This window comes from Bordetella ansorpii (genome assembly GCF_900078315.1).
Taxonomy (GTDB): domain Bacteria; phylum Pseudomonadota; class Gammaproteobacteria; order Burkholderiales; family Burkholderiaceae_B; genus Bordetella; species Bordetella ansorpii.
The window spans coordinates 255,691-280,712 of record NZ_FKBS01000017.1; the positions used below are offsets into that span (position 1 = coordinate 255,691).

Genomic DNA, 25,022 nt, shown 5'->3' on the forward strand with positions numbered 1-25,022 from the left:
GGGCGCCCCCTTTCATCTCACGCGCTGCCAGACGATGTAGACCCGGCTGCCTTCGGGGCGCTGGAAATGCTCCGTCATCCGGTCGCCCTCCACGATCAGGCGCAGCTCCTTGCGGGTTCGCGTGCTGCCGACCCAATTGGGAAAGGTCGAGCCGGTGACCCGGTTGCCGCTGAACTCACCGTTCTCGTCCACGGTGTAGGTGCCGAAGAACCCGATGCTGCCCGCCATCGCCGCCTGGTTCTCCCGCGCCGTGCCCTGCCCGCGCGCGCTGGAGGCGAACCTGGGAAGGCTCGCATCGGTCAGCACTTCGACGAAATGCATGTCCTCTGTGAAGACCAGCATGCCATTGGGCTGCGCGCCGTAAGCGGGCTGCGCCCTGCCCTCCTGCTCGATCCGGGCCGACACCATGCGCCACGTGCCCAGCACCTGGTTGGGCGCCTGGGCCCAGGCCAGCGCGGGGAAGACCAGCACTGCCGCAGCCAGGCATTGCCTTGTTCCGAACATCGTCATGCTCCTCTGTCTGGAAGGGAATGGCTAGCCTCACGCCAGCCGGTACGCACGCGCTGGCCGCCCTGCGGCATCACGGACAACGCCACGTCGCGTTGGGCCTGGACGGCGTCCAGGCGCTGCGCAAGGGCCTTGCGGATCGACTCATAGGCCGACTGCCCCAGCGCCAGCCGCAGCGGCGGGTTCGGCGCATCCATCACGGGAATCATCGCGTCCACCGTCTTGGCGGCATCGCCGAAGGCCGCGAAATCGCCCGTCGCGATGGCTCGCCGCACCGCGCCCGACGGCGTATGGGCATAGCAAGCCATCGGCTCGGCCTGATCCAGGTTCGCACCGAAGTTCGTATGCGTGGGCCCCGGCTCGACGATCAGGAAATCGATGCCGAACGGCGCCACCTCCTGCGCCACCGACTCGACGAAGCCCTCGATGCCCCATTTGGTGGCGTGGTACAGGCTGAAGTTGGGATACGCGATCTGCCCGCCTTCGGACGACACCTGCACGATGCGCCCGCCTCCTTGTCCGCGCAGGTGCGGCAGCGCCGCGCGGATCAACTGGATGGATCCCGCCAGGTTGGTCGCGATCTGCCTGGCGATCTGCGCGTCCGTCAGTTCCTCGGCCGCGCCGAACAGGCCGTAGGCCGCGTTGCTGACCACCACGTCGATGCGGCCCATGGCCTGGAAGGCCTGGTCCACGCCCGCGCGGATCGCCTGCGTGTCCGTCACGTCCAGCTTCAACACGCGCAGCGCGCCGCCGTGCCGGGATCGGAGATCGTCCAGCGCGCCTTCGCGCCGCAGCGTGGCCACGACCCGGTCGCCGCGCGCCAGCAGGCGCTCCGTCAGCAACCTGCCCAACCCCGCCGATGCGCCGGTGATGAACCACGTCTTGCTCATGATTGACTCCTGGTTTGATTTGCCTGAAGCCATGGTAGGGGTGGCCAACTGGTTCGAGAACCCCATTTATCCAGCATGAATCGGTGAGTAAACTAGACCAATGAAATCGCCTACGCTGACCGACCTCAATGCCTTCGTCGCCGTGGCCGCGCACCGCAGCTTTCGCCGCGCCGCGGACGTCATGGGCGTCTCCCACTCCGCGCTCAGCCTGGCCATGCGCGGCCTGGAAGCCAGCCTGGGCGTGCGCCTGCTGAACCGCACCACGCGCAGCGTGTCGTTGACGCAGGAGGGCGAGCGCCTGCTGGCGCGCCTTACGCCCGTCCTGGCCGACCTGGACGCCGCGCTTTCCGACGCCACGGCGGCGGCCGGACAGCCCGGCGGCGTGGTGCGCATCAACGGCAGCGAGGGCGCGATCCGGCTGCTGCTGCAGACCGTCGTGCCGCGCCTGCGATCGCTCTACCCGCGCGTCGAACTCGACCTGTCCGCTGAAGGCCAGTTGGTCGACATCGTGGAACGCGGTTTCGACGCGGGCATCCGCCTGGCAGAGGCCGTACCCAAGGACATGGTGGCCGTGCGCATGGGCCCGGACCTGCGCTTCCTGGCCGTCGCGGCGCCGGCCTATCTGGCCAGCCATCCCGCGCCACGCACGCCCGACGGCCTGAGCCGCCATCAATGCATCCGCCAGCGCCTGCCCAGCGGCAAGCGCTACCGCTGGGAATTCAAGAAGCGCGATCAAGAGGTGATGGTCGATGTTCCCGGCGCCCTGACGCTGGACAACAGCCAGTTGATGGTCGAGGCCGCGGCGGCCGGACTGGGTATCGCCTACGTTCCCGAACCTTATGCCGCGCCCCTGCTGAAGACGAAGCAACTGGTGGCCATCCTGAAGGACTGGAGCCCGCCGATTCCCGGGCTGTTCCTGTACTTCCCCGCCAACCGGCATGTGCCGCCCGCCCTGCGGGCGCTGATCGACGCCGTGAAGGCGGTACAGTAGCGCATGGCCGCCTCCGACCCCACGCAGCAGTTCTGGCGCGATCCCGCGTTGCCTTATGTGGACAGCCGCCGCGCTTGCCACAGCCGGGCGTGCTACCGCCCGCACAGCCATCCCACCTATTCCATCGGCGCCGTGGACGAGGGCGCCAGCGTGTTCACCGGCGCGCCCGACGGACCGATGCGGCTGGCGCCCGGCACGCTGGTCTTCGTTCCCGCCGCGCGCGTGCATGCCTGCAATCCCTCGCCCGGCCTGGCGTGGAGCTACCAGATGCTGCATCTGGACGCGGACTGGCTGCGGTCGGTGCGGCACGAGCGCCCCGGAATGGACACACGGGGCGAGCCGCAGGAAGCGGATGAACCGGTACGCATCGTCAACGACCCTGCCCTGTACGCGCGATTCACCCGACTGAACGCCTTGCTGTTCTCGCAAGCCGATGCGCGCGGCAAGGAAGAAGCCTTGATCGCATTTCTCGGCGACGCCGATACCTCACGGGCGCGGCAGGTCGATACGCCCGCCATGCCGGCCGGCTTGGCCAAGCAGTTGCGGCCCGTCCTCGATGCGTTGCGCCGCGATTACACCGGCCAGTTGCCCCTGGATGCGCTTGCCCGGCTGGCCGGCATGAGCCGCTATCAACTGATCCGTGCCGTACGCGTCGCCACGGGCATGACGCCGCACGCCTGGCAACTGAACGAGCGCGTCAATGCCGCCCGGCGACGGCTGCGCGCAGGCGACGGCATCGCCAGAGTGGCTCACGACCTGGGCTTCGCGGACCAGGCGCATCTGCAGCGCGTGTTCAAGGCCCACGCGGCGGTCACGCCGGGCCAGTTCCGCGCCTGAACCCTCCGCGTTCAACGACAGCCGGCCGCCATCCGGCGACGCCCGCCTGACCCTGCAATTTCCTTCAATACAGCACGTGCTCGCATCGCCACACTGGACATCTCTCCCCCTGCCGTGTCCACGATGCAGCAATTCCTCGTCATTGCCGTAGCGCATTTCCTGGCGCTGCTGTCCCCCGGCCCCGACTTTTTCCTGATCGCCCGCACCTCGCTGGCCGCCGGATGGCGTACCGCCACCGGCGCGTGCGTGGGCATCGCGCTGGCCAACGGCGTCTTCATCGCCGCCGCCTTCGCGGGCACGGCCATCCTGCGGCAGGACAGCCTGGCGTTCACGGCGGTGCAACTGGCCGGCGTCGCCTATCTGCTTTGCATGGGGGTGCTGTTCGTGCGGCACGCGGGAAAGACGCCCGTGGACGGCATCCCGGATCTCCGCCAGCCCTCCCCCTCGGCCGCCGCGGGCGCGGCATGGCGGCGCGCCTGCGGCATGGGCTTCCTGTCGGGCATCCTGAATCCGAAGAATGCCCTGTTCTACGCCAGCCTGGCCGCCATGCTGACGGGACCGCAGGCCAGCGCGGGCTGGAAAATGTTCTATGGCGCATGGATGTTCTGCGTGGTGCTGGGATGGGACATGTCGATCGCCATGGCGATCGGCCATCCCCTGGTGCTGCGCCGTTTCTCGCGGCTGCTGCCCTCGCTGGAGAAGGCGACAGGCATGCTGCTGATTGCCCTGGCGCTGGGCCTGCTGTGGGCGCTGCACCGGGCGGATCAGACCGCCCAGCCCAGCCTGCGCTCCAGCGCCCACCGGCCGCTGCCGCGCGCAACCATGTATAGCGCCAGGAACCCCATCAGCACCGGATACTCGATGCCGCGATCGATCCAGGGCCAGGTCGGCCCCAGGGCATAGCTGATGGCGATCATCTCGGCCACGATCAACAGCGCCATCAGGCGCGTCCAGAATCCGACGGCCAGCATGATGGCGCCCGCGCTTTCCAGCAGCATCACCAGGAAGGCGAGCTGGGGCGCGAACGGCAGGCCCATCACGTTCTGGATCAGGTTGATGGAACCGGCCATGGGATCGGCCATCGAGCCATGCGAAGCCCCCATGACCTTGGGCAGGCCGTGGGTCAGCATGATGATGCCGAAGGCGGCGCGCAGCAGCGCGTAGAAATGCGGTTCGGCGCGGGCGCACCACGCGCCGAACACCGGAAACAACAGGCCTTGATCCCCGGCGAACGTATGCCGGGCAGACGATGCGGATGAGGTGCGCGAGGCTTCCATGTCGGTGATCCTTGAAGTGGATGTGCGGCAAGGCACTGAAAATGCGGAAAGCGCGGCGGCCCGTATGCCGCCGCATGGCGCGTGACGTCAGTGCGCGGCGCCGTGGTGAATGCGCTTCTGCAAGGCGTGGGCCAGATACGCGGCTACCGCCCCCAGCGTGGCCGCCGTGGCCAGCATGCCGAAGGCCGACAGCGACGCGGGCTGGTGCGAGGCAAAATACGCCACCAACCCCAGGAAGATCCCCAGCAGATTGTTGAAGACCGGCGCCCGGCCCAAGGACAGCACGATGATCGTGATCGCGAACACCACCGCGGTGATCGCGTAGCTGCCCAGCCACGGCGCCAATGCCGCCATGAAGTGCGCCGCGCCCATGCCCAGCAGCACGCCGATCATCACGCAGGCCAGGTTGATCGCCCCTTGCCGCAGGTTCAGGCCGCGGGTGAAGAAAGAGATCCAGCCGACGAACATGGCCCAGACAGGCACTTCCAGCGCCATCACGCTAAGAGTGGCGGCCGACGAAGCGATGACCGACTCGCCGACCACGACCTTCAGATGTCTGACATCAACGGCCATGAGTGGCTCCCTGGTTGGCAACGGCCTGGCGCGGCGACAGCAGATCGGCCAGGCCGATGCGCCGCAGGAATTCGGCGCGGACGCGGTCCGCCACCGCGTTGACCACCTCGCAACCGTCATCCGAAGGATCGACATGCACCCGGAACGGCCGGCTGCCGTGGGGACTGCCGACGATCTCGACCATGGCCTGGGCCACCGTGGCCACATCGGCGTCCGGCGGCTCGCAAGCGGCAAGGCCCGTCAGCACCTCTTGCTCGAACCCCGCATACGCCTGCTGCGCATAGGCCTGTTCCCGTTCGGTATCGGCGGGACGGCCGCTGTGCGCGAAATGGTTCGTGCCCTTGGTGAAGGCGCCCGGCACGAGAATGCTGGTCTCGATTCCCCAGCGCGCCAGCTCGCCCGCATAGCTGACGGCCAGGGCATCCATCGCGGCCTTGGCGGCGAAGTATGGTCCCAGATAAGGCGGCGTACCGCCCCGATGGCTGCTGCTGCCGACCCACAGCACCAGGCCCTGACCCTGCGTGCGCAGGTGCGGCAAGGCCGCGCGATTGACGCGCTGCGTGCCCAGCACGTTCACGTCATAGAGTTGCGCCAACTGTTCCGGCGTGAAGGCCTCGGAAGGACCGAACACCATGTGCCCGGCATTGTGGACCAGCACGTCCAGCCGGCCCTGCCGCGCGATGATGTGGTCGATGGCGGCCCGCGCCGACGCCTCGGACTGCACGTCCAGCTCGATCGCATTCAAGGCCACGTGATGCTGGAGGGCATGGTCCTGCAAGGCGGCAACCTGCGGTGCATTGCGCCCCTGCGTATCGCGCATGCCGGCGTAAACGACGTGGCCCGCGGCGGCCAGCGCACGCGCGCTGAGCGCGCCGAAACCGCTGGACGCGCCGGTGATCAGGATGATCTGACTCATGATGTCTCTCCTGGAAAGGGCCGGCCCGCGCTCAGGCGAAGCCGCCGTTGGCGCGCAGCACCTGGCCGTTGATCCAGCCGCCATCGGCACCCAGCAGGAAGGACACGGCCCCGGCGATGTCCTCGGGCCGGCCCAGGCGTTCCAGCGGCGGCACCTTGCTCAACTGGGCGATCTGCTCGTCGGACTTGCCTTCCAGGAACAGCTCGGTGGCCACCGGGCCGGGCGCCACGGCATTGACCGAGACGCCACGGCCGCGCATTTCGTTGGCCAGCACGCGCACCAGCCCTTCCACGCCTGCCTTGGCGGCGATGTAGGGCCCGTACTGCGGGAAGGACTTGGCAATCACGCTGGTGGACAGCGCCACGATGCGGCCACCCGAGCGCACCTGCTGGGCGGCATGCGCCAGCACCACGAACGCGCCGCGCAGATTGGTCTGCACCATGCGGTCGAAAATGTCGAGGCTTTCCGGCGCGATGGGGGCCAGCGACATCACGCCGGCGCTGTGCACCACCGCGTCCACGCCGCCGAAGGCGTCCTGCGCGGCGCTAAAGAGCGCCTGGACCTGATCGTCCTGCGCCACGTCGGCCTGCACGGCAATCGCCTGGCCGCCGGCGCGTTCGATCTCGGCCACGACCTCCCGCGCACGGGCGGTGTTGCCGGCATAGTTGACGACGACCCGGTAGCCATCGGCCGCCAGGCGCAGGGCGATGGTGCGGCCGATGCCCCGGGAGGCGCCCGTGACGATGGCGGTCGACGGCGACGATGAATGCGTGGAGTTCATGATGGTTTCCTCGAAAAGAAGGCGTGGAAGCGGAAGGCCCGGCGCCCCCGGTTGCCGCGGGCGCTGCCATGGACACCATCATGCTCGTTGACGTTGGATGGATAAATGCCAGAGAATTGCCTTGTTAATTCAATATCCATCAACAATTAAAGCGCGATGGACCGTCTCGACGCCCTGCATCTCTTCACCCGCATCGTGGAACTCGGCAGTTTCACCGACGCCGCCAACGTGCTGGACATCCCGCGCGCCACCGCCACCCATGCCATCAAGGCATTGGAGAAACGGCTGGGGGCCCGGCTGCTGGACCGCACCACGCGCCAGGTCACGCCCACGCTGGACGGACAGGCCTTCTACGAGCGCAGCAAGCGCATCCTGGCCGAACTGGAAGACGCCGAAACCTCGCTGAGCACCCAGGTCGCCAATCCGCACGGCACGCTGCGGCTCGATCTGCACGGCGTGCACGCCACCGTGATCATCCTGCCCCGCATCGTCGAATTCCGGGATCGCTATCCGCGCATCGACGTCGTGATCAGCAGCGGCGACCGCCTGGTGGACCTGGTCAAGGAAGGCATCGACTGCGTCGTGCGGGCCGGGCAGCCGCGCGATTCGTCACTGGTGGTGCGCAAGCTGGCCGACATGCCGGAGATCCTCTGCGCCAGTCCCGAATACCTGGCCCGCCACGGCACGCCGCGCCATCCGAGCGAGCTGGCGCAGCATCAAGGCATCGGTTTCTTCTCGCGCGGCAACGACAGCCGCTATCCGTTCACCGTCGTCATGGACGGCCAGGTCGTGGCGTTCCCCGCCAATGGCTGGCTGTCCGTCAGCGATGCCGAGTGCTACACCAGCGCGGCCCTGTCCGGCTGCGGGCTGATCCAGGTGCCGCGCTTCCGCCTGGAAGATCACCTGCAGGCGGGCCGCCTGGTGCAGGTCCTGCCCGAATGGGAATGCCCCGCGCTGCCGGTCAGCGCGCTGTATCCGTTCCACCGCCAGTTGTCGCCCCGGGTTCGCGTGTTCATCGACTGGGCGCGCGGGCTGTATGCCGAGCGGTTCGGGCCGCTGGCCGACTCTGCCCGAGCCTGAGACGGCAGGCGTCTTGAAGAAGCCGCCGGATTCGCCCGTCAATGACCCCGGCTCGCTACCCTGCGAGCCGGGTCACCACGAACGCGGTCACCGCATAGATTCCGATCCCCATGTGGAATGCGCGGATGCCGTTCGAGATCTTCCTCAGCCGGGCGTAATCGGGAAATGCCTCCGCGATCTGGGGCGGCGGCACGGGATGCCGATAGATATAGTTCACGAAGCCATAACGGCAGCGGGACATATCGAATACGAAATACAGGTCCGAAATGTATCCCGTCTGGTCCAACAGCTCCGGCCGGTCCCGGAAATAATCCAGGAGCTCCGACAGCGCGGACTGCCCGTAGATGGCGACGATGACGTAAACCATCGCCAGCCCGATCATGATGTAGCCCAGTACTTCCATCTATCAGAACCCTCAGGACACTTGTCCCATCCCGTTTGGCGGCGGCATGGCAAGGCTCCAACCGAATCGAGCTTCCTCCCCCCGAAGCCAAGGCCCAGGCCCGCCGAGTAGCCCCGATCATAGATCGATCATCGCCCCCACCGACCCGGTCTGCCTTAGCCCCCCCTTCCGCGCAACTGCTCCAGCAACGCCACCGCCCGGTCCGTGCGCACGTCGTGCTCGGCCGCCATCTGCCTGGCCACGGCGTCGATCTCATCGCCCACCGCGCCCGCCACCAACGCAATGTTGCGCGCATGCAGCGCCATGTGCCCGCGCTGGATGCCTTCGGTGGCCAGCGCCCGCAATGCGCCCAGGTTCTGCGCCAGCCCCACCGCCACCGAGATCTCGCCCAGCTCCTGCGCCGTGTTCACGCCCATGATCTTCAAGGACAGCTGCGCCAGCGGATGCGTCTTGGTCGCCCCGCCCACCAGGCCCACGGGCATGGGCATCTCGATGGTGCCGACCAGCGCGCCCGACGCGTCCTTCTCCCACGTGCTCAACGAGGTATAACGGCCGCCACGGCACGCCCAGGCATGCGCGCCCGCCTCCACCGCGCGCCAGTCGTTGCCCGTGGCGACGATGATGGGGTCGATGCCGTTCATGATGCCCTTGTTGTGCGTGGCCGCGCGGTACGGATCCACCGCCGCGAAGGTATAGGCGTCGATCACGCCTTCCACGATCTCCTGGCCGCTGCGCTCCTTGGTCTTCAGCGTCTCGGGCGTCAGGCGCACCCGGGCGCGCGCCAGGCGCAGGTCGGCCAGATTGGACAGGATGCGCAGCCGCACCTGCCCGCCCGTCAGCTTCTCCACCAGGGGCGATACTGATTCGGCCATGGTGTTGACGGTATTGGCGCCCATGGCGTCGCGCACGTCCACGATCAGGTGCATCACCACCATGGCGCCGCGCGGCGTGTCCGGAAACACGTGGATCTCGATGTCGCGGCAGCCGCCGCCCAGGCCGATCAACACCTTGTCGCGGCTGTTGGCCAGCGCCAGGATCTCGTCGCGGTGCTTCAGCAAGGCCAGGCGTGCGCCGTATGGATCCTGCACGCCCAGGATCTGCACCTGGGCGCGCATGATGGGGCCGGTGCTGGAAGTCTCGAAGCCGCCGGTGTCGCGCGCCAGCTTGGCCATGAACGAGGCGGCGGCCACGATGGACGGCTCTTCCACCGCCATGGGCACCAGCACGTCGCGGCCATTGACCCGGAAGTTGCCCGCCACGGCGAACGGCAGTTCGAAGGTGCCGACGACGTTCTCGATCATGCCGTCGGCGCGCGAGACCGGCAAGGCGCCGGGCAGGGCCAGCAAAGAGACTTCATCGTCGTTCAGCGATACCGCGTTGGCGATGTGCTTCAGGCGTTCGGCGGGCGTCAGGGCACGGAAATTGGGCAGGCGCGAGTCGGCCATGAAATGTCTCCAATAAAAGGTTCGTTTGATCGGGAATGACGGCGGCAGCGCCGTACAGGTGATGCAGAAAAGGTCATGAAGCCTTGCGGGACAGGAAGCGGCGCAGGCCTTCCCTGGCTTCGTCGCAAGTGAACGCGCGCTGGCCCAGCGCGGCCTCGCGATGGAAGGCCTCGTCCAGGGGCAGATGGGTCAGCGTCAGCGCGGCTTCCTTTATCACCGACACGGCCACCCGGCCTTGCCGGGCGATGGCCTGCGCCACACGCAGCGCCTCGGATTCCAGCTGGTCCGCGGGCACGACGCGATTCAACAGGCCGATCTGCGCCAACCGCGCAGCCGATACGCGCTCGGACATCAGCATCAGTTCCATGGCCTGCGCATAGGGAATCTGCCGCACCAGCCGCACCAGCGTGCCGCCCGCGGGCACGAAGCCCAGCGCGGCCTCGGGCAAGGCGAACGACGCCGTCTCCGACGCGATACGGATGTCGGTGGCCAGCATGATCTCGAAGCCGCCGCCCAGGCACAGCCCGTTGATGGCAGCCACCACGGGTTTGTAGAAACCGTTCCGCTTGAGGTGTGCGCCATCCCATTCCGAGATGTCGAATCGACCTTCGGCCAGCGCGGGGATCGACTCGCCCAGGTCGGCCCCCACGCAGAAGGCCCGGTCGCCATGGGCGCCCAGCAGGATCACCCGGACCTCCGCGTCCTCGTTGGCCCGCAGGAAAGCGCCGCCCAGGTCCTCGTACATCGCCAAGGTCAGCGCGTTGAGCTTCTCCGGCCGGTTGAAGCGGACGTGCGCGATGCCCTCGCGCACCTCGTAGGTGATGCCCATCAGATCACTCCTTCGGCCACGAAGCGCTCGTAATCCGCCGCTTCCACGCCCAACCAGCCTTTGAGCACCACCTCGTTGTGCTGGCCGAAGCCCGGCGCCGCGCCACGCGCCTGCACGGGTGTGCGCGACAGCTTCATGGGGCTGCCGAAGGCCTGCACCTGGGCGCCATCCACCTGTACCGGCACGAACATGTCGCGCGCTTGCAGATGCGGATCGGCCACCACCTCGGCCATGGTCTTGATGGGCGTGACGGGGATGGCGTCGCCGGCCAGGGCCTCCAGCTCGGCCTTGGTGCGAGAAGCGCACCAGCGCTGCACGATGGGCAGCACCCGCTTCTGATAGACAGTCTCTTCGAAGCGCTTGGCCATGGTGTCGATCTCGGGATCGTGGATCAGCTCCGGTTCACCGAACAGCCGGCACGCCTCGGCCCAGAACTTGTCCGTGTACGCGCCGAAGAACACGAACCCGTCCTTGCAGGCGTACTGGCCGTAGGGCCGCACGAAGGGATGATCGTTACCCAATGGCTCGCCGACGATACCGTCCACCGTGTAGTTGACGACAGCGTGCTCGGTCAGCGTCACCACCGAATCCTGCTGGGCCACGTCCACCAGTTGGCCCAGGCCGGTCTGGCGCATCTCGATCACCGCGGCCAGCGCGGCGATGGCCGCGTAGAACGAGGCCGACAGGTCACCGATGATGGTGCCCACGCGCAGCGGCGCCTTGCCCTTTTCGCCATTGATCGACCACAGGCCGCCCGTGGCCTGCGCGCTGTTGTCGTAGGCCGGCCGGCGGGTATTGGGGCCGGTCTGGCCGAAACCGCTGATCGACACGTAGATCAATCGGGGATTCGCTTCCTTCAACGTGTCGTAGCCCAGGCCCATGCGCGCCATCGTGCCAGGACGGAAATTCTCCACCAGCAGATCGGCGCGGCCCACCAGTTCGCGCAGCAAGGCGCGGCCCTGTTCGGACTTCAGGTCCAGGCTGACGCCCAGCTTGTGGCGGTTGTACTGGGCGAAGAACGCGCTGGCCTGGCCGGCCTCGCCCTGCACGAAGGGCGGAAACGTGCGCACGTAATCGGGCTCGGCGGGATTCTCGACCTTTATCACCGTGGCCCCCAGGTCGGCCAGCATCATGGTGCAATAGGGCCCGGCGACCACGCGCGTCACGTCGATCACCACCAAGCCCCGCAAGGGGCCCTCTCCCATCGGCAATTGCGTCAGATCAGGATTCACTTCGTCGTCTCCGGTGTAGCGTATTCAGGCAGGATCGCTTCGCGCACGGCCTGTAGCGCATGATCGGCATGCGCCATCGCCGTGGGCCGCGCCAGTTCCACATGGCCGCGCTCGATATACAAGGTGCGGCTCTGCACGTCTTCCAGCAGCGAGGCGTTGGACTCCGTCACCACCACGCACAGGTGCGGATGCGAAGCCCGCAGGGCGCGCAGCGACTCGCCGTACTGGATCGCCAGCGCGGGCGCCAGGCCCTGGAACGGCTCGTCCAGCAGCACGAAACGCGTGCCCACCATCAGCGCGCGCGCCAGCGCCACGATCTTTCCCTGGCCGCCCGACAGCGCGGCCCCCGAGCGTGGCAGCAGCGCCTTCAACTGCGGCACGCTGCCCAGCACGGCGTCCATCCGCTGCTGGATTTCCCTGGCCGGCACGCGCAGCACGTCGCACGGCAAGGTGATGTTCTGCCGCACGGTCAGCGTGGGCAGGATCACGCGGTCTTCCGGCGCATAGCCGAATCCCGCCGCCGCGCGCCGCGCCGCGGGCCGCCTGGCCAGGTCGTCGCCGTCCAGCAGCAACTGCCCCGACCGCAGCGTCACCAGGCCCATGATGCTGCGAAGCAACGTGGTCTTGCCCGCACCGTTGCGGCCGATCACGGCCACCGTCTGGCCGGGCTCGACCGTGATGTCCACGTTGCGCAGCACGGCATGCCCGGCCAGGTCGACGTTCATTCCCTGGATGTGCAGCATCAACGTTCCCCCAGCACTTCGCGGCGCACGACCGGATCGGCGAAGACCGATTGCGGCGTGCCGTCGGCCGCGATGCGGCCATCGATCCAGGCGGCGACCCGCGTGGCGTACTTCAGGACGATGTCCACGTCGTGCTCGACGAACCAACTGGTCACCTTGCGCGACTCCAGCGCCCGCATCAGCGTCTGCATCACGCCGTGCTTGTCCTCGGACGACACCCCGCTGGTGGGCTCGTCCATGATCACCAGCTTGGGTTCCAGCATCAGTGCGATGCCCACGTCCAGCAGTTTTCGGCGCCCCTCCGGCAACGAGGTCGTGGGATGGTCGGCATACTGTTCCAGTTCGACCAAGGCCAGCATCTCGGCCACCGCCTTGGCATCGGCGGCGCGCGACAGCGACACCCAGCGCGACAGCGTGCCTTGCCGGCTGACCGACGCCAGTTCCAGGCATTGCCGCACCGTGTGGTCCAGGAACAGCTGCGGCAGCTGGAACGAGCGCCCCACGCCCAGCCGCGCGATCTGGCGCGGCCCCTTGCGCGTGATGTCCGCGCCCTCCAGGAAGACCTTGCCGCTGGACGGTTTCAGGTAGCCGGTGCAGATGTTGATGAAGGTGGTCTTGCCAGCGCCATTGGCGCCGATCACCGCCAGGTGCTCGCCCTGATGCAGGGCGAAGTCGATGCCGTCGGCCGCGTTCACCCCGCCGAACCGCAGCGTCAGGCCTTCCGTGCGCAGCAGCTCGGTGCGTGCCGCCGTCATGACGCGTCTCCCAGGGCGGGCCGCGCGCGGGTGCGACGCAGCCAACCGACAATCCCCGTGGGCGCGAAGAAGATGACCGCCACCAGCGTCACGCCCAGCAGCATCTGCCACGCATTGGTGAAGTACATGGCCGCAACCTGCTTGATGGCCTCGAACACGGCCGCGCCCAGGAACGCGCCGATGGCGTGCCCGGAACCGCCCAGGATGGCGATGAACACATACTCGCCCGAGCGGATCCAGTAGCCGCTTTCCGGCGTGACCAGGCCCTGCTCCAGGCTCAACAGCGCCCCCGACAGCCCCACCAGGCCGGCCGACAGCACATAGCCCTGCGCCAGCGTGGCCCGCGCCGACACGCCGATGTATTCCAGTCGCGTCTCGTTGGTGCGGATCGCCAGCATGACCTGACCGGCCGACGACATGAAGTAACGCTGCACCAGCCCGCCCAGCACCACGGCCAGACCCAGCACGATCACCAGCACCGCCAGTTCGAACTCGCCGCGATCCAGCGTCATGCCCAGCAAGGCCGGCCGCTCGAAACGCAGGCCGTCCGTGCCGCCGGTGTACGCATACAGCTTGCCGGCCAGCGCGAACAGCACCATCGAGATGCCCAGGTTCAGCATGCCGAAGAAGATGCCGCGATAGCGCGATACGAACGCCGCCACGATGGCGCCGAAGCACAGGCTGGCCAGCACACCCGCGCCCACCGCCACCAGCGCATCCACGCCGGGCACGTAGCGCGCCGTGAAGGCCGTGCCGTAGCCGCCGATGGCCGCGTACATCGCATGGCCGAAGGACACCTGCCCCGCCCGCATCAGCACCGTCAGGCCCAGGGCCGCCAGGCCATAGCAAAGGAAAATGGTCACCGGCACGCGCGACCCCGGCAGCCACCACCCCGCCGCCAGCAGCGCCGCCACCGCCACGAGTATCAACCCGCGCGACATCAGATCCTCCGGGCCGCCGTGGCGGAAAAGAGTCCATACGGGCGGACCAGCAGCACCGCCACCATCATCAGATACGGCATCACGACTTCCAGCTCGGGTTGCGTATAGACCGCCAGCGCACGGGCCAGGCCGATCAGCACGGCCGCCACCAGCGCCCCCGCGATCTGCCCCAGGCCCGCCGTGGCGATCACCGCGAACGAGGTCACGATCATCTCCGCGCCCAGGCCCGGCGTGAACGACGTCAACGGTATCGACAGCGCGCCGCCCAGGGCGCCCAATGCGCCCGCCAAGGCGAAAGTCAGCGTGCCGACCCGCGCCGCGTTGATGCCCAGCGCCGTGGCCACCTCGCGGTGATGGATCACCGCCACGATCTGCCGTCCGGCGATCGAGCGCTTCAGCAGGCACTGCAACCCCGCGTAGGCCGCCAGCGCGATCGCCGGAAGAAAGACCAGTTGATAGTTCATGAAGGTCACGCCCACCAGTTCGGTCGTGCCCATGCGGCCGACCAGCTCGCCCGCGTTCATCGGGGTGGAGCCCCAGATCATGCGTTGCAGGTCCTCCAGGAACATGAAGGCCGCGAAGGTCACCAGCAGTTGCAGCACGGGATCACGGTCCTGGAAGAAGCGCAGCAGGCCGCGTTCCAGCAACATGCCCAGCGCGCCGCCCACGACGGCGGCGGACAGGAACAACGCCAGCACCATCACTGGCGTGGACGTGTTGTGCGGCATCAGCCACGTCAGCACCGTGGCCGCGCTGTAGCCGCCGAAGGCGTACAGGCTGCCGTGGGCGACGTTGATCACGCCGAACACGCCGCAGATCAACGTCAGGCCCAGCGAGATGAGGAACAGCAGGCTGGCGTAGGACAGGCCGTCCACGCCGGCCAGCAGGAACAGATTCAGATCCATGACGGGTCCGGGCGGCTCAGTGGCCGACTCGCTTGGCCTGGCTGTTCTGCAGCAGATCGGGCTTGAGCGTCTTCACCCAGTCCACCGACTTCTGCCCCACCGGCGGGGTCAGGTGCTCGGCGGGGTAGAACACCAGGTCGCCCACCACCGGGAAGGACTGCGAGCTGTCCTTGCGGGTGATGCCGTACAGCTGGCCTTGCAGCGCCTGGCCGTCCTCGCGCATGCGGATCGGGCGCGACAGGCCGCGGTACTCGGAGGTGCGCAGGGCGGCGGCCACCTGTTCCGCCGTCGGCCACTTGCCGCCATTGGCCGCGATGGCCTTTTTGTAGGCGCCCGTCGAGGCCTTCAGCGCCTGGATCATGTGATAGACCGCGAAGTTGGGATAAGCGCCGGTTTTCTGCTTGAACTTCCGCACGAAGGCACTGGTTTCCGGATCCTGGGCGAACTCGGGGTCGGCGAAATAGCCATCGCCCACGAATCCCACGATCACGCCCGGCGGCACCGCATCGCCCAGGCGCTCCAGCGAGGAATCCGCCAGCGGCAGCACGAACTGCGAGTTCTTCAGCAGCCCGCGCTGCGAGGCCTGGCGCAGGAAGGTGTCCAGGTCGCCGCCCCAGGCCGTGGACAGCACCACGTCCGGACGCAGAGCCTGCAGGCGCGTCACCTCGGTCGAGAAGTCCGGCGCGCCGAACTTCGGAAACAGCTCGGCCACGATCTTCACGTCGGGCTTCAACGCCTGCAACGTGTACTTGAAGATCTCCCACGAATCGCGGCCCCAGGCGTAGTCCTGGTTCACCACCGCCAGCGTCTTGAAATCCGGCTTGGTCTTCAGCAAGTGCAGCACGGCGGCCACCATCTCCATGGTGCCGTTGGGGCCGGTGCGGAACACGTAGTGGTAACGGCGTTCCTCCAGCACCTTTTCGCTGGAGCATTCCCACAGGATGTTCACCACCTTCAGGTCTTCCGCCACCGGCGCCAGCGCGTTGCAGTAGCCGCTGGAGATGGCCGACAGCATCAGCTTCTCGCCGGGCTCCTGCGCCAGGCGCCGATACTCCGACAGGAACTTGTCCGCGCCCTGCCCTTCGTCGATCCACGTCGGCTTGAGCTTCACGCCGTCGATGCCGCCGGCGGCATTGAACGCCTCGATCCACATGTCGGCGGCCGCCTTGGCCGGCGCGCCCAGCACCGAGGCCGAGCCGGTCATGAAGGTGCTCATGCCAAGCTTCAATTCGGCCGGACGGGGCTGCTGCTGGGCGTAAGCAGCGGTGGACAGGGCGAGCAGGGCCGCACCTACACCCAGGATTCTGGTGAGCGATTTCACAGGTCTGTCTCCTCAGCCTTTGGACTGATAATGTGTTTTAGTAGGTGCATGGTGCCGCCTGAAGCAGCGAATGAATATGGTTCATGCCTCCACTAATTCGCCGCTCTTGTGTGGCCTATCCACATAGGCCTGGGCGGCGGCTCGCGGTATCAAGGGTTTTCACTGAACGCGTCGACAGTACGCGGGGGAGACAGACTGTGTTGACGACACAAGACGCCGTCACGGCGGTGCACACTGATGGCCCGGCTTTGGTATTGGAGAATCCTGGCGCGCTGCAGGCCGGGCTGCTGAGCATGCTGCAGCGCAACGCCGCCATGCGCGAATACGACGACCTGCTGTCGCGCGTCGATACCGACGTTCCAGACCCGGCCTTGCGTTGCGTGCTGACCGGCAGCATCCGCGCCGCGCTGGCCATCTGCGAACAGCAGATGCTGCAGCAGCAACGCGAACGCAGCCTGGCCGTGGTGCTGGAGACCGCGCAGGACCTGACCGCCATCCGTGACCTGGACATGGTGCTGGGCGCCATCGTGCGGCGGGCGCGGCAGATATTCGGCTCGCACATCGGCTACCTGACCAACTTCGACCGGCTGCGCAACGACTTCTACATCCGCGCTACCGACGGCGCGATCTCCGAGCGCTTCAAGAACGTGCGCGTGCCGATCGACCACGGCATCTGCGGCCATGTGCTCAAGCACAAGACGCCCTATCACAGCAGCGATTACCTGCTGGACGCAGGGTTTGCGCACGATCAGGGCATCGACCTGGCGATCCGCGACGAAGGCGTGCGGTCGCTGCTGGGCGCTCCCTTGATGGTGGGCAATCATTGCATCGGCATGCTGTGCATCTGCGACCGCCATCCGCGCCGGCACGAACCTTGGGAGGTGGCGCTGCTGTCGACGCTGGCGGCGCAAGCCGCGATCGCCATCGAGAACGCCAGGCTGTTCCAGGAAGCGCAGGTCGCCCTGCAGCGGGCCAGCGAAGCGAACGCCTCGCTGCACCGGCAGGCGGAAGAGATCGAGGCCGCGGCGGACGCGCAGGAGCAGATGACCAAGCTGGTGGCGCGCGGCTGCACGATGCTGGACCTGATGGAAATGGTGGGCCAACTGCTGGACGGGCACGTCGTGCTGCTGGACGAAGCGGAGCAACTGACGCAGCAGACGCAGGCCCGGCGGCTCGCAAGCGATGCGGCTGAGGACAAGGCCGGCGATGACGGCGGAGCGCGCGGCAATCCTCTGCCCGTGTTGTTGCAGTCCATGCCCGTGCAGGATGCCGTGCATCAAGCCCTGGGCGCAGGCCGCAGATCCGGACGGTCACAGGAAGTCGAGTGCGATTCCAATGGCGTACACATCCGCGTCGCCGCGCTCATGGGTGCAGACCGGCTGCTGGGCGCGCTGCTGATCGCGTCGAATCACCTCATCACCCCCACGCGGATCCGGACGTTCGAGCGCGGCGCGCTGGTCGCGGGCGTCGTGCTGCTGTCGCAGGAACGCAGTGAACTGGTCGTCAGCAATGAATCCGCCGCCGCCATCCGTGCGCTGGTGAGCTGGCAGCAGGAAGGCCTGTCGGCGCTGCAATCGCGCACCAAACCGTTCGGACTGAGCCTGGCCGATCCGCTGCGCATGGCCGTGATCAGCGTCGAGGGCCGCGATATCGAGTACGCGTTACGCCGCATGCGCGCGGGCGTGCCCCGAGACACGCTGATGGAAGAATTCGAAGGGCTGATCGTGGCCCTCTGCGCCGATACATCGGCTGCCCAATTGGACCAGGCACTGCATGACACGCTGCTGGCGGACGAGCGGCTGACGCCGCTGGGCGTGCTGTCCGGGCCGTTATCCCGGGTGGATGCTCTGCCCTCGTGCTTCCGCGCGCTGAAGCGGGGCATCGACATCCTGCGCGCCCTGGGCCGCTCGCGCGAGGTCGCGCCCGAGGCCATGCTGTCGATGTATTCCCTGCTGTTCGAACAGCGGCAGGTCGTGGATGTGTCCGGCTTCATCGATGCGACGCTCGGCAGGCTCGTGTCGCATGACCAGCGGCGCAACACCGACCTGACGGGAACGCTACTGGCCTACCTGGAGCACGCGCAGAACGCCAAGGCCACGGCCGATGCGCTGGGCATACACGTCAACACGCTGCGGCAGCGGCTGGAAACCGTGGATGATCTGCTCAAGGGATGGCGCCAGGACGGAAGATTTCTGGAGCTGCACGTAGCGCTCAGGCTGCAATCGCTGCGATCGGGATTGCAACGGCCGGCGGGCGACGCGCACTGAGCCCCGTCCGCCAGCGCGGCAGGCGGCTACGACGCGTCCCGTCGTACGCCGCCTCTGCGAGCAGCTCCGGATCAGAACGCCACGCTGGCCGACAGGCTCAACGTCCGCGACGTCCCCAACGCAAATGCGCCGTACTGCGACACGCCGGACCAGTACGACTTGTTGAACACATTCTGCAGATTGAGCTGGAACGTCACGTCCCGGCCCTGCAGGGCGGTGACGTAGCGGGCCCCGACGTCGACGCGCGTCCAGGCCGGCAGGTAGGCGTTGTTCTGCTGATTGACGTACTGCCTGGCCGAATGGATCACGCCCGACGTCAGGGTCACGCCGCGCATCCCGGGCAGATCCCACTCCGCACCCAGCGTGGCATGCCAATTGGGTACGCCGATCGGATGATTGCCGCGCAAGGCGGGGTCGGACGTCCGGGTCAGCTCGGCATCCAGCCACGTCATGCCGCCCAGCAGCCGCACGCCCTTCACCGGTTCGCCCTGCAGGCTCAACTCCACCCCCCGATTGCGTTGCTTGCCGTTGGCGCCGAACACGCCGTTCTCGACGAAGGCGCTGGGCTTGACGATCTGGAACAGGCTGACGGTCGCCATCACGCGGTCGAAGTCCGCCTTGAACCCGACCTCATACTGACGCGATTTGTAGGGTGCCAGCATCTCGCCCTCGTTGCTTGCCGTCTGCGGCGCCACGTCACCGCGCGACAGGCCTTCGATGTAGCTCGTGTACAGCATGGTGGAAGGACTGGGCCGGTAGATCAGGCCCAGGGCGGGCGTCCACGCCTGATCGCTGTACTGGCTGGTGCGCGCGCCCGTGACGCGGTCCCAGTTGTCCGCGTCGATCTGCACGTAGCGCGCACCGGCGATCAGCTGTACCCGGTCGTCCAGCATCGACAAGGTATCCGACAGGGCCAGGCTGTTCAGCCGCGAATTCGCCACGCGAGGCAGGTTGCCAGGCTTGGCGACATCCTGTTCCGGATAGCGCACCGGCGAATACAGGTTCGACGTAAGGCGGGTTCCGTCGGCCGAGTTCTGATAGTTGGTCACCTCCAGAGCCGTGGCCTGGATAGTGGCCGTGTGGCGGATCGCGCCCGTCTCGAAGCCAAGCCGCGCCCCGGCCGATGCCGTGTTGCGTTCGACCTTGAAAATGCCGTAGCGCGGCGTGCTCGAGAAATCGCCCGCGCTGTTCGAGAACACCATCTGCTGGTCGAACAACCGGTCGACCTTGGATTCGCCATGGCCGGCGTTGCCGAAGAACGTCAGCCGGTCGTTGACGCGGTATTCGAGATCCAGCAGGGCCGAGCGGTCCTCCAGCTTGGACCATCCCCATGACTGCGCCGCATTGCGGTGTCCGTTCGGCGCATCGGGCACGGCGATGCCCGCCCCCACCGAGAACACGCGTGACGGTGCATCCCAGTCTTCGTTCTGCTGCACCAGGTCCAGACTGGCGGAGAGCTTTTCATCGCGGTAATCCAGGCCCAATGCCCCGACGGTTACCTTGCGATGCTGGTTGTCGACGGACGTATCGCCCTGTTCGTGGCTGCCGTTGACGCGCACGCCCCACTGCTGCTCATCCCCGAAGCGGCGGCCCACGTCGGCCTGCACGCCAGCCACCGACCTCAGCCCATAATTGGCGCTCAGCCGCGTGATGGGCTCGTCCGCCGCACGCTTGGGCACCACGTTGATGACGCCCCCCACGCCCCCGTCCGGCGATATGCCGTACAGCAAGCCCGTCGCCCCCTTCAACACCTCGACCCGCTCGACGTAAGGCGTGAAGGCCCGATAGTTGGGCGCCACGCCATAGACTCCATTGAAGGCCGTCTCACCCACGTTGCCTTCGGCAATCGGAAATCCCCGGATCGAGTAGGAATCGACCATGCCTCCGGTCTGGCTGACCATGACCGAAGGGTCGTAAGCCACCGCGTCCGCGATCGTCTTGGCGCTATTGGCGCGCAAAAAGCTCTCCGTGTAGCTGGACATGCTGTAGGGCAGATCCATCACATCCTGATTGCCCAGCAACCCCGCACGGCCGCCGCGCGCCGTTTGCCCACCGGCATAGGTCTGCGGCAAGCCACCCGACAACGCGCGGTCGCCGATCACCGTGACCTGTTGCAACGTCGTGGTCTCGCCCACCGGCGCCAGTTTGCGCAAGGTGTACTCCCCATTGGATTCGACGACGGGATCCAGGCCGGTGCCCTGCAGCAGGCGCCGCAGTGCCTGCAAAGTGGTGTAGCGTCCGGACAGCCCATTGCTGCCCAGGCCTGCCGTCATGGCCGCATCCACCGAGATGACCGCGCCCGACTGGCGCCCGAGGGCACCCAGGGCCTGGTCCAGCGTTGCCGCCGGAATGTCGAACTGATGAACCCCCTGGGCGCTGGCCGCCGCCCGCGTCGTCGACGGCGCGGCGGCAGCGACCGCGGCCATGCCCAGCCACAGGCAGAACAGCGTGGAGCCCGCCGGCGCGCGGCGCGGCGGCGTGCCCCGCAACTTGGTGGCCGGGGCCATACACATGTGAGAACGTTTGAAGGTACGAGAGAAAACGGCCATGGGATTCCTGTGCGGATGCGGATCACGGGTTCAAGCACCCTGGAGCCCGCAGACCCGTTCAGTGCTTTCTTCCTGGGTAGGCCGCACGAACCACGAAAACCTGCCGAAAAATTTGTAACGGTGAAGACCGGCCCCGTCAGCGGGGCCCCACGCTGACCCAATACCGCGTCATCCGGCTGACCTTGACGGGCAAGCGGCGCTGCATGGACTCGAGGATCGCGTCCGTGGCATGCTCGCCTCGCAGCGGCCAGGACCCGGTGATACGCAAACCGGCCACCTCGTCGGACCATCGCAACACGCCCGGGCGATAGTGGCTCAGTTGCGCGAGAAACTGGTCGAGCCTCATGCCCTCCGCGACGAACGTGCCGTCCATCCAGGCCAGGCTGGCTTCGTCCACCGCCGACTGTGGCGCCATGCCGCCGCGCGTGAAGCGCAACTGCTGTCCAGCCTGTACGCGCGCGGACGCTGCGGGTCCGTCGTGCGGCCGTACGTCCACGGCGCCTTCGATCACGGCCAGCGTGGTGCTGGCATCCGCCCCCTCGCCAGCCTCGTGCCGAACGACGAATCGCGTGCCCACCGGCGTCAGGGTGCCTTCGGCGGTGACCACCTCGAACGGCCTGCCGGCAGCATCGCGCCCGGTCGTCAGCAGAATCTCGCCCGCGTGCAACAGGATCCGCCGCTGCCGCGCATCGAAGCGCACGTCGATGGCGCTGGCGGTATTGAGCATGACGCGGGTGCCATCCTCGAGCGTCAAGGTGCGCTGCTCGCCCTTGCCCGTGCGTACGTCGGCCAGCAGATACCCGAAAGGCATGTGCCGCAAGGCCGGCTGCTGCACCAGATACCAGGCGGTTCCACCCGCGCCGACCAAGGCAAGCGCCTTGAGCGCCCGGCGCCGTCCGCCGGCCGTGGCCGCCCGTTGCAACGTGACGTGCGCCACGCCGGGCGTCAGCATCTGGGCGCCGTTGCGCAGCCGCCCTCCCATCTCCTGCATGTATCGCCATGCCCGCGCGTGGTCGGGATGCGCTTGGTGCCATTGATCGAAAGCCTGCTCGTCCTGGGCGCTTTGCGTGCCAGACGCCATGCGCACATACCAGGAGATGGCCTGCTGGCGGACCTGCTCCGACAGCGGCTGAACACCGCCGCGAATACGGCTGCCTGTCGAAGCCGCCACTTGGTCGGCACCACGCGCCTCAGTCATGAGACCCGGAATCTTCTCCATGGCCCGGCGTCAGTCCTCGCCCAGCAGAATCTCGAAGCAATGGCTCACCGCGCGCGTCATGTCTTTCTGGACCACGTTCACGGTAAGCCCCAGATGCTCGGCAATCTGCGGGTACGTCAGGCCGTCCAGCTGGCAGAGCAGGAACACGTCCCGGCAACGCCTGGGCAGGCCGTCCAGCATGCGCGCGATGCGCTCCAGCACCTCGAGAATGATCGCCCGGTCTTCCACCGACGGCACGACGGCTTGCGGTTGCGCGGCCAGGGTCTCGAGCCAGGCGCGTTCCAGGTCGCGCCTGCGCCAGTGGCTGACGACCAGGCCGTTCGCTATGGTGGCCAGGTAGGCGCGAGGTTCGCGGATGGATTCACGCTGTCCACGTCCCAGCACCCGCAGGAAGGTGTCATGGGCAAGATCCGCCGCGTCGAACGAATTGCCCAGGCGCTGCCGCAGCCAGCCCTGCAGCCATCCGTGATGATCGCAATAAAGTTCGTGAACGCGCGCGGCCGGCGAATGCGGGTGCATGAATAGGCAATCTGGCCTTCATGGACCAGCACAATGAATGAGAACAACTATCAATTATGCTGCGCACCAGGACGGTTTAGCAATACACCCCGCTGCAAAGATCCAGAGCCTGCCCCACTCGATACGGACGGGCCCCTTGCGTGAAAGCGGCCGGTGTGGCTTTCGAGCAACCTCGCGGCGTCGCTCCCTCTAGGGTCCTTTCATCTCCTCGGCCTTCGCCTTCGCTGCCTTCTCTTTCTCCAACCTTGCCCCATCGTAATGAGACTTGACGGCAAAGAACAAACACGTGCCCAGCACGATGAGCTTGAACGCACCTAAGACTACAGGGACCCAAAAATCCATCATTTCCTCAACACGCTGCTTCAGCAGCTTCATTCACAACCCGTGGACACAAACGACCGATCGCCGTGAGGATCACGCAAGGCATCCGCCCGATGCCGAACCACTTCAAGGATGAACGGGGCGGGCGCTATAATCCATACAAGAGTTCGAATTCTACTTCCAAAATCCATACAATAATTTGAAATTCTTAGTTTTTGTATGGACTCCGCCTCTGCGCTGAAATTGCCGAAAATCCATACATCAAGGGAAGACATGTCTCTCACGCGGCGCCTGAAAAGAGCAAACATGTCTTGGGTGCGCCCCCTTGGCGTGGGCGCGGGCGCTCGGTACCAGCAGATCACCACGCAGATCGTTACCGCGGTCGAGGACGGCGTACTTCGGCCCGGCGACCGCCTGCCCACACAGCGCGAACTGGCCCAGGCACTGGGTGTCGACCTCACGACCGTCACCCGTGCCTACACGGAAGTGCGCCAGAAAGGGCTCCTGGAAGCTCAAGGAGCCGGCGGGACCTATGTGGCCTATTCCGGATCGGATACAGCGGGGACGATCGATCTGGGAATGAACATCCCGCCGTTGCTCGGCAATGCGGAGTTTTCGCACATGCTTGCGCAGTGCAGCGGCGCGGCTCAAGCCACCGCAAGCTCGATGGATCTGATGAGCTATCACGTGGGCGCAGGGGCGAATCGGCATCGTGCCGCAGGGGCGAAATGGCTACGGCCCATGACTGGCGACACGGACCTTGACCGGATCGTGGTGTGCCCTGGCGCTCAGACCGCCATCGCGGCACTGCTGCTGGCCAAGAGCCAGTCTGGCGATGCCATCGCCTGCGATGAATTGACGTACCCAGGATTCCTGGCCGCGGCCCGCTTGCTCCAGCGCCAGGCCGTCGGGGTGAAGTCGGATGAACTTGGCATGGATCCTGCCGACCTCGAACGCGTGTGTGCGGAAAACCTCCCCGCCCTGTTGTACTTGAATCCGACGATTCAGAACCCGACCGCCCTGACGCTCTCGACCGAGCGACGAACCGAGCTGTTGCGTGTCGCAGAGAAATACGCGCTGCCAGTCATTGAAGACGATCCCTACTGGCTGTTGGCCGAACGTCCGCCGAGCACGGTGTTCTCATTGGCCGCCGGCACGTCCTCCACGCCGGTCTATTACGTCTCGACGCTATCGAAATGCATAGCGCCAGGCCTTCGAACCGCCTATTTGGTCGTCCCCACTGGCGAGCCGTTAAGCCCGGTGCTCGATGCCCTGCGTTCGCTGGCCCTGATGCCCACGCCCTGGATGACTGAAATGGCGTCGACCTGGATAGAATCGGGTGCCGCCGTTCAATGGCTGGCGCAGGTCAAGAGCGAGATGCAGCAGCGGCAAGTCATCGCGGCGTCCATCCTGCCAGGGGCGATTCAGGCCGACCCCAATGGGCTGCACCTCTGGCTTCAGTTGCCGCGCCATATCGACGTATACCGGCTCACGCAGACAGCGCTGCAACAAGGCCTGAGTGTCACCGACTCGGAGTCGTTTGCCACGGGGTCGTTCACCCCCGCAGCGCTTCGCGTCTCATTGGGGGGAGCGATTGATCGGATACGCCTGACGCAGGGCCTGACCCGGTTGGCCGAACTGCTCAAGGGCGATCTGGGCAGGCGGGTTTCAACCGTTGTCTGACTGAGCCTAGGACGGTCCACAACGGCGCGAACCCGCTG

24 protein-coding genes and 1 pseudogene are annotated in these 25,022 nt (G+C 66.8%); 6 read left to right on the forward strand and 19 right to left on the reverse strand.

The features are described from left to right. Positions 1–12 precede the first annotated feature (12 nt). Positions 13–504: a lipocalin-like domain-containing protein gene (locus tag A7W11_RS16170; RefSeq protein WP_066415134.1), complete on the reverse strand. Its 492-nt coding sequence runs from the start codon at positions 502–504 to the stop codon at positions 13–15. 2 nt (positions 505–506) lie between these two features. Then, positions 507–1,397 (reverse strand): SDR family oxidoreductase, encoded by an 891-nt coding sequence (locus tag A7W11_RS16175; RefSeq protein ID WP_082887283.1) that lies wholly within the window; start codon positions 1,395–1,397, stop codon positions 507–509. Positions 1,398–1,497: 100 nt separating this feature from the next. Here A7W11_RS16175 and A7W11_RS16180 point away from each other — a divergent pair, with 100 nt between their 5' ends. From A7W11_RS16180 to A7W11_RS16190, 3 genes and pseudogenes are all read left to right on the forward strand, one after another. Further along, positions 1,498–2,388, forward strand: coding sequence for a LysR family transcriptional regulator (locus tag A7W11_RS16180; protein ID WP_066415136.1), 891 nt, complete (start codon positions 1,498–1,500; stop codon positions 2,386–2,388). A gap of 3 nt (positions 2,389–2,391) precedes the next feature. Then, on the forward strand, positions 2,392–3,225 hold the full coding sequence (locus A7W11_RS16185; RefSeq protein WP_066415138.1) for an AraC family transcriptional regulator: 834 nt from the start codon (positions 2,392–2,394) through the stop codon (positions 3,223–3,225). Between the two features lie 123 nt (positions 3,226–3,348). Continuing rightward, positions 3,349–3,957, forward strand: a pseudogene (locus A7W11_RS16190) (LysE family translocator); the annotation flags it as partial. A gap of 32 nt (positions 3,958–3,989) precedes the next feature. On the opposite strand, the gene A7W11_RS27520 reads toward A7W11_RS16190, so the two are convergent. The 4 genes from A7W11_RS27520 to A7W11_RS16210 form a co-directional block, all read right to left on the reverse strand. Further along, on the reverse strand, positions 3,990–4,502 hold the full coding sequence (locus A7W11_RS27520; RefSeq protein ID WP_082887284.1) for a DoxX family protein: 513 nt from the start codon (positions 4,500–4,502) through the stop codon (positions 3,990–3,992). An 87-nt stretch (positions 4,503–4,589) separates the two neighbouring features. Further along, the gene (locus A7W11_RS16200) at positions 4,590–5,075 is read right to left on the reverse strand and encodes a DUF1097 domain-containing protein (protein ID WP_066415149.1); all 486 of its coding nucleotides are present in this window, start codon (positions 5,073–5,075) and stop codon (positions 4,590–4,592) included. Next, positions 5,065–5,991: an SDR family NAD(P)-dependent oxidoreductase gene (locus tag A7W11_RS16205; protein WP_066415153.1), complete on the reverse strand. Its 927-nt coding sequence runs from the start codon at positions 5,989–5,991 to the stop codon at positions 5,065–5,067. Before A7W11_RS16205 ends, A7W11_RS16200 begins: the two co-directional genes overlap by 11 nt. Before the next feature lie 31 nt (positions 5,992–6,022). Further along, positions 6,023–6,772 (reverse strand): SDR family oxidoreductase, encoded by a 750-nt coding sequence (locus A7W11_RS16210; RefSeq protein ID WP_066415155.1) that lies wholly within the window; start codon positions 6,770–6,772, stop codon positions 6,023–6,025. Positions 6,773–6,928: 156 nt separating this feature from the next. Between A7W11_RS16210 and A7W11_RS16215 the strand changes: the two genes are divergently transcribed. Continuing rightward, positions 6,929–7,852, forward strand: a complete 924-nt coding sequence (locus A7W11_RS16215; RefSeq protein WP_066415158.1) for a LysR family transcriptional regulator — start codon at positions 6,929–6,931, stop codon at positions 7,850–7,852. Positions 7,853–7,907: 55 nt separating this feature from the next. On the opposite strand, the gene A7W11_RS16220 is transcribed toward A7W11_RS16215, so the two are convergent. From A7W11_RS16220 to A7W11_RS16260, 9 genes are all read right to left on the reverse strand, one after another. Further along, positions 7,908–8,255 (reverse strand): hypothetical protein, encoded by a 348-nt coding sequence (locus tag A7W11_RS16220; protein ID WP_066415161.1) that lies wholly within the window; start codon positions 8,253–8,255, stop codon positions 7,908–7,910. A 155-nt stretch (positions 8,256–8,410) separates the two neighbouring features. After that, positions 8,411–9,700 carry a hydroxymethylglutaryl-CoA reductase, degradative gene (locus A7W11_RS16225; protein WP_066415163.1) on the reverse strand — a complete coding sequence of 430 codons (1,290 nt, stop codon included), beginning with the start codon at positions 9,698–9,700 and terminating at the stop codon, positions 8,411–8,413. A 73-nt stretch (positions 9,701–9,773) separates the two neighbouring features. Further along, positions 9,774–10,529 (reverse strand): enoyl-CoA hydratase/isomerase family protein, encoded by a 756-nt coding sequence (locus A7W11_RS16230; RefSeq protein WP_066415164.1) that lies wholly within the window; start codon positions 10,527–10,529, stop codon positions 9,774–9,776. Next, the gene (locus tag A7W11_RS16235) at positions 10,529–11,761 is read right to left on the reverse strand and encodes a CaiB/BaiF CoA transferase family protein (RefSeq protein WP_235816891.1); all 1,233 of its coding nucleotides are present in this window, start codon (positions 11,759–11,761) and stop codon (positions 10,529–10,531) included. Before A7W11_RS16235 ends, A7W11_RS16230 begins: the two co-directional genes overlap by 1 nt. Next, positions 11,758–12,504, reverse strand: a complete 747-nt coding sequence (locus A7W11_RS16240) for an ATP-binding cassette domain-containing protein (protein WP_082887285.1) — start codon at positions 12,502–12,504, stop codon at positions 11,758–11,760. Before A7W11_RS16240 ends, A7W11_RS16235 begins: the two co-directional genes overlap by 4 nt. Further along, positions 12,504–13,259 carry an ABC transporter ATP-binding protein gene (locus tag A7W11_RS16245; RefSeq protein ID WP_066415166.1) on the reverse strand — a complete coding sequence of 252 codons (756 nt, stop codon included), beginning with the start codon at positions 13,257–13,259 and terminating at the stop codon, positions 12,504–12,506. Before A7W11_RS16245 ends, A7W11_RS16240 begins: the two co-directional genes overlap by 1 nt. Further along, positions 13,256–14,200, reverse strand: coding sequence for a branched-chain amino acid ABC transporter permease (locus A7W11_RS16250; RefSeq protein ID WP_066415169.1), 945 nt, complete (start codon positions 14,198–14,200; stop codon positions 13,256–13,258). The genes A7W11_RS16245 and A7W11_RS16250 overlap by 4 nt, the downstream gene beginning before the upstream one ends. Further along, positions 14,200–15,105, reverse strand: a complete 906-nt coding sequence (locus tag A7W11_RS16255) for a branched-chain amino acid ABC transporter permease (RefSeq protein ID WP_066415172.1) — start codon at positions 15,103–15,105, stop codon at positions 14,200–14,202. The genes A7W11_RS16250 and A7W11_RS16255 overlap by 1 nt, the downstream gene beginning before the upstream one ends. A gap of 16 nt (positions 15,106–15,121) precedes the next feature. Continuing rightward, complete coding sequence (locus A7W11_RS16260) at positions 15,122–16,426, reverse strand: ABC transporter substrate-binding protein (RefSeq protein ID WP_066415180.1); 1,305 nt, start codon at positions 16,424–16,426, stop codon at positions 15,122–15,124. 200 nt (positions 16,427–16,626) lie between these two features. Between A7W11_RS16260 and A7W11_RS16265 the strand changes: the two genes are divergently transcribed. Next, on the forward strand, positions 16,627–18,693 hold the full coding sequence (locus A7W11_RS16265; RefSeq protein ID WP_162270281.1) for a helix-turn-helix domain-containing protein: 2,067 nt from the start codon (positions 16,627–16,629) through the stop codon (positions 18,691–18,693). A 71-nt stretch (positions 18,694–18,764) separates the two neighbouring features. On the opposite strand, the gene A7W11_RS16270 is transcribed toward A7W11_RS16265, so the two are convergent. From A7W11_RS16270 to A7W11_RS16285, 4 genes are all read right to left on the reverse strand, one after another. Beyond that, entirely contained in the window at positions 18,765–21,206 is a 2,442-nt protein-coding gene (locus tag A7W11_RS16270) for a TonB-dependent receptor (RefSeq protein ID WP_218188606.1), read from the reverse strand. 172 nt (positions 21,207–21,378) lie between these two features. Next, on the reverse strand, positions 21,379–22,440 hold the full coding sequence (locus A7W11_RS16275) for a FecR domain-containing protein (RefSeq protein WP_066415189.1): 1,062 nt from the start codon (positions 22,438–22,440) through the stop codon (positions 21,379–21,381). 30 nt (positions 22,441–22,470) lie between these two features. Next, entirely contained in the window at positions 22,471–22,980 is a 510-nt protein-coding gene (locus tag A7W11_RS16280; protein ID WP_066415192.1) for a sigma-70 family RNA polymerase sigma factor, read from the reverse strand. A gap of 189 nt (positions 22,981–23,169) precedes the next feature. Beyond that, positions 23,170–23,355: a hypothetical protein gene (locus A7W11_RS16285; protein WP_066415195.1), complete on the reverse strand. Its 186-nt coding sequence runs from the start codon at positions 23,353–23,355 to the stop codon at positions 23,170–23,172. A gap of 252 nt (positions 23,356–23,607) precedes the next feature. On the opposite strand from A7W11_RS16285, the gene A7W11_RS16290 reads away from it, so the two are divergent. Then, positions 23,608–24,984 (forward strand): aminotransferase-like domain-containing protein, encoded by a 1,377-nt coding sequence (locus A7W11_RS16290; protein ID WP_082887288.1) that lies wholly within the window; start codon positions 23,608–23,610, stop codon positions 24,982–24,984. The last annotated feature ends 38 nt before the right edge of the window (positions 24,985–25,022 follow it).

What these genes read in the sequence shown, in the direction of transcription:
- A7W11_RS16170 (WP_066415134.1), bottom strand. Translation starts at nt 504, where the DNA reads ATGTTCGGAACAAGGCAATGCCTGGCTGCGGCAGTGCTGGTCTTCCCC.
- A7W11_RS16175 (WP_082887283.1), bottom strand. Translation starts at nt 1,397, where the DNA reads ATGAGCAAGACGTGGTTCATCACCGGCGCATCGGCGGGGTTGGGCAGG.
- A7W11_RS16180 (WP_066415136.1), top strand. Translation starts at nt 1,498, where the DNA reads ATGAAATCGCCTACGCTGACCGACCTCAATGCCTTCGTCGCCGTGGCC.
- A7W11_RS16185 (WP_066415138.1), top strand. Translation starts at nt 2,392, where the DNA reads ATGGCCGCCTCCGACCCCACGCAGCAGTTCTGGCGCGATCCCGCGTTG.
- A7W11_RS27520 (WP_082887284.1), bottom strand. Translation starts at nt 4,502, where the DNA reads ATGGAAGCCTCGCGCACCTCATCCGCATCGTCTGCCCGGCATACGTTC.
- A7W11_RS16200 (WP_066415149.1), bottom strand. Translation starts at nt 5,075, where the DNA reads ATGGCCGTTGATGTCAGACATCTGAAGGTCGTGGTCGGCGAGTCGGTC.
- A7W11_RS16205 (WP_066415153.1), bottom strand. Translation starts at nt 5,991, where the DNA reads ATGAGTCAGATCATCCTGATCACCGGCGCGTCCAGCGGTTTCGGCGCG.
- A7W11_RS16210 (WP_066415155.1), bottom strand. Translation starts at nt 6,772, where the DNA reads ATGAACTCCACGCATTCATCGTCGCCGTCGACCGCCATCGTCACGGGC.
- A7W11_RS16215 (WP_066415158.1), top strand. Translation starts at nt 6,929, where the DNA reads ATGGACCGTCTCGACGCCCTGCATCTCTTCACCCGCATCGTGGAACTC.
- A7W11_RS16220 (WP_066415161.1), bottom strand. Translation starts at nt 8,255, where the DNA reads ATGGAAGTACTGGGCTACATCATGATCGGGCTGGCGATGGTTTACGTC.
- A7W11_RS16225 (WP_066415163.1), bottom strand. Translation starts at nt 9,700, where the DNA reads ATGGCCGACTCGCGCCTGCCCAATTTCCGTGCCCTGACGCCCGCCGAA.
- A7W11_RS16230 (WP_066415164.1), bottom strand. Translation starts at nt 10,529, where the DNA reads ATGGGCATCACCTACGAGGTGCGCGAGGGCATCGCGCACGTCCGCTTC.
- A7W11_RS16240 (WP_082887285.1), bottom strand. Translation starts at nt 12,504, where the DNA reads ATGCTGCACATCCAGGGAATGAACGTCGACCTGGCCGGGCATGCCGTG.
- A7W11_RS16245 (WP_066415166.1), bottom strand. Translation starts at nt 13,259, where the DNA reads ATGACGGCGGCACGCACCGAGCTGCTGCGCACGGAAGGCCTGACGCTG.
- A7W11_RS16250 (WP_066415169.1), bottom strand. Translation starts at nt 14,200, where the DNA reads ATGTCGCGCGGGTTGATACTCGTGGCGGTGGCGGCGCTGCTGGCGGCG.
- A7W11_RS16255 (WP_066415172.1), bottom strand. Translation starts at nt 15,105, where the DNA reads ATGGATCTGAATCTGTTCCTGCTGGCCGGCGTGGACGGCCTGTCCTAC.
- A7W11_RS16270 (WP_218188606.1), bottom strand. Translation starts at nt 21,206, where the DNA reads ATGTGTATGGCCCCGGCCACCAAGTTGCGGGGCACGCCGCCGCGCCGC.
- A7W11_RS16275 (WP_066415189.1), bottom strand. Translation starts at nt 22,440, where the DNA reads ATGACTGAGGCGCGTGGTGCCGACCAAGTGGCGGCTTCGACAGGCAGC.
- A7W11_RS16280 (WP_066415192.1), bottom strand. Translation starts at nt 22,980, where the DNA reads ATGCACCCGCATTCGCCGGCCGCGCGCGTTCACGAACTTTATTGCGAT.
- A7W11_RS16285 (WP_066415195.1), bottom strand. Translation starts at nt 23,355, where the DNA reads ATGAAGCTGCTGAAGCAGCGTGTTGAGGAAATGATGGATTTTTGGGTC.
- A7W11_RS16290 (WP_082887288.1), top strand. Translation starts at nt 23,608, where the DNA reads ATGTCTTGGGTGCGCCCCCTTGGCGTGGGCGCGGGCGCTCGGTACCAG.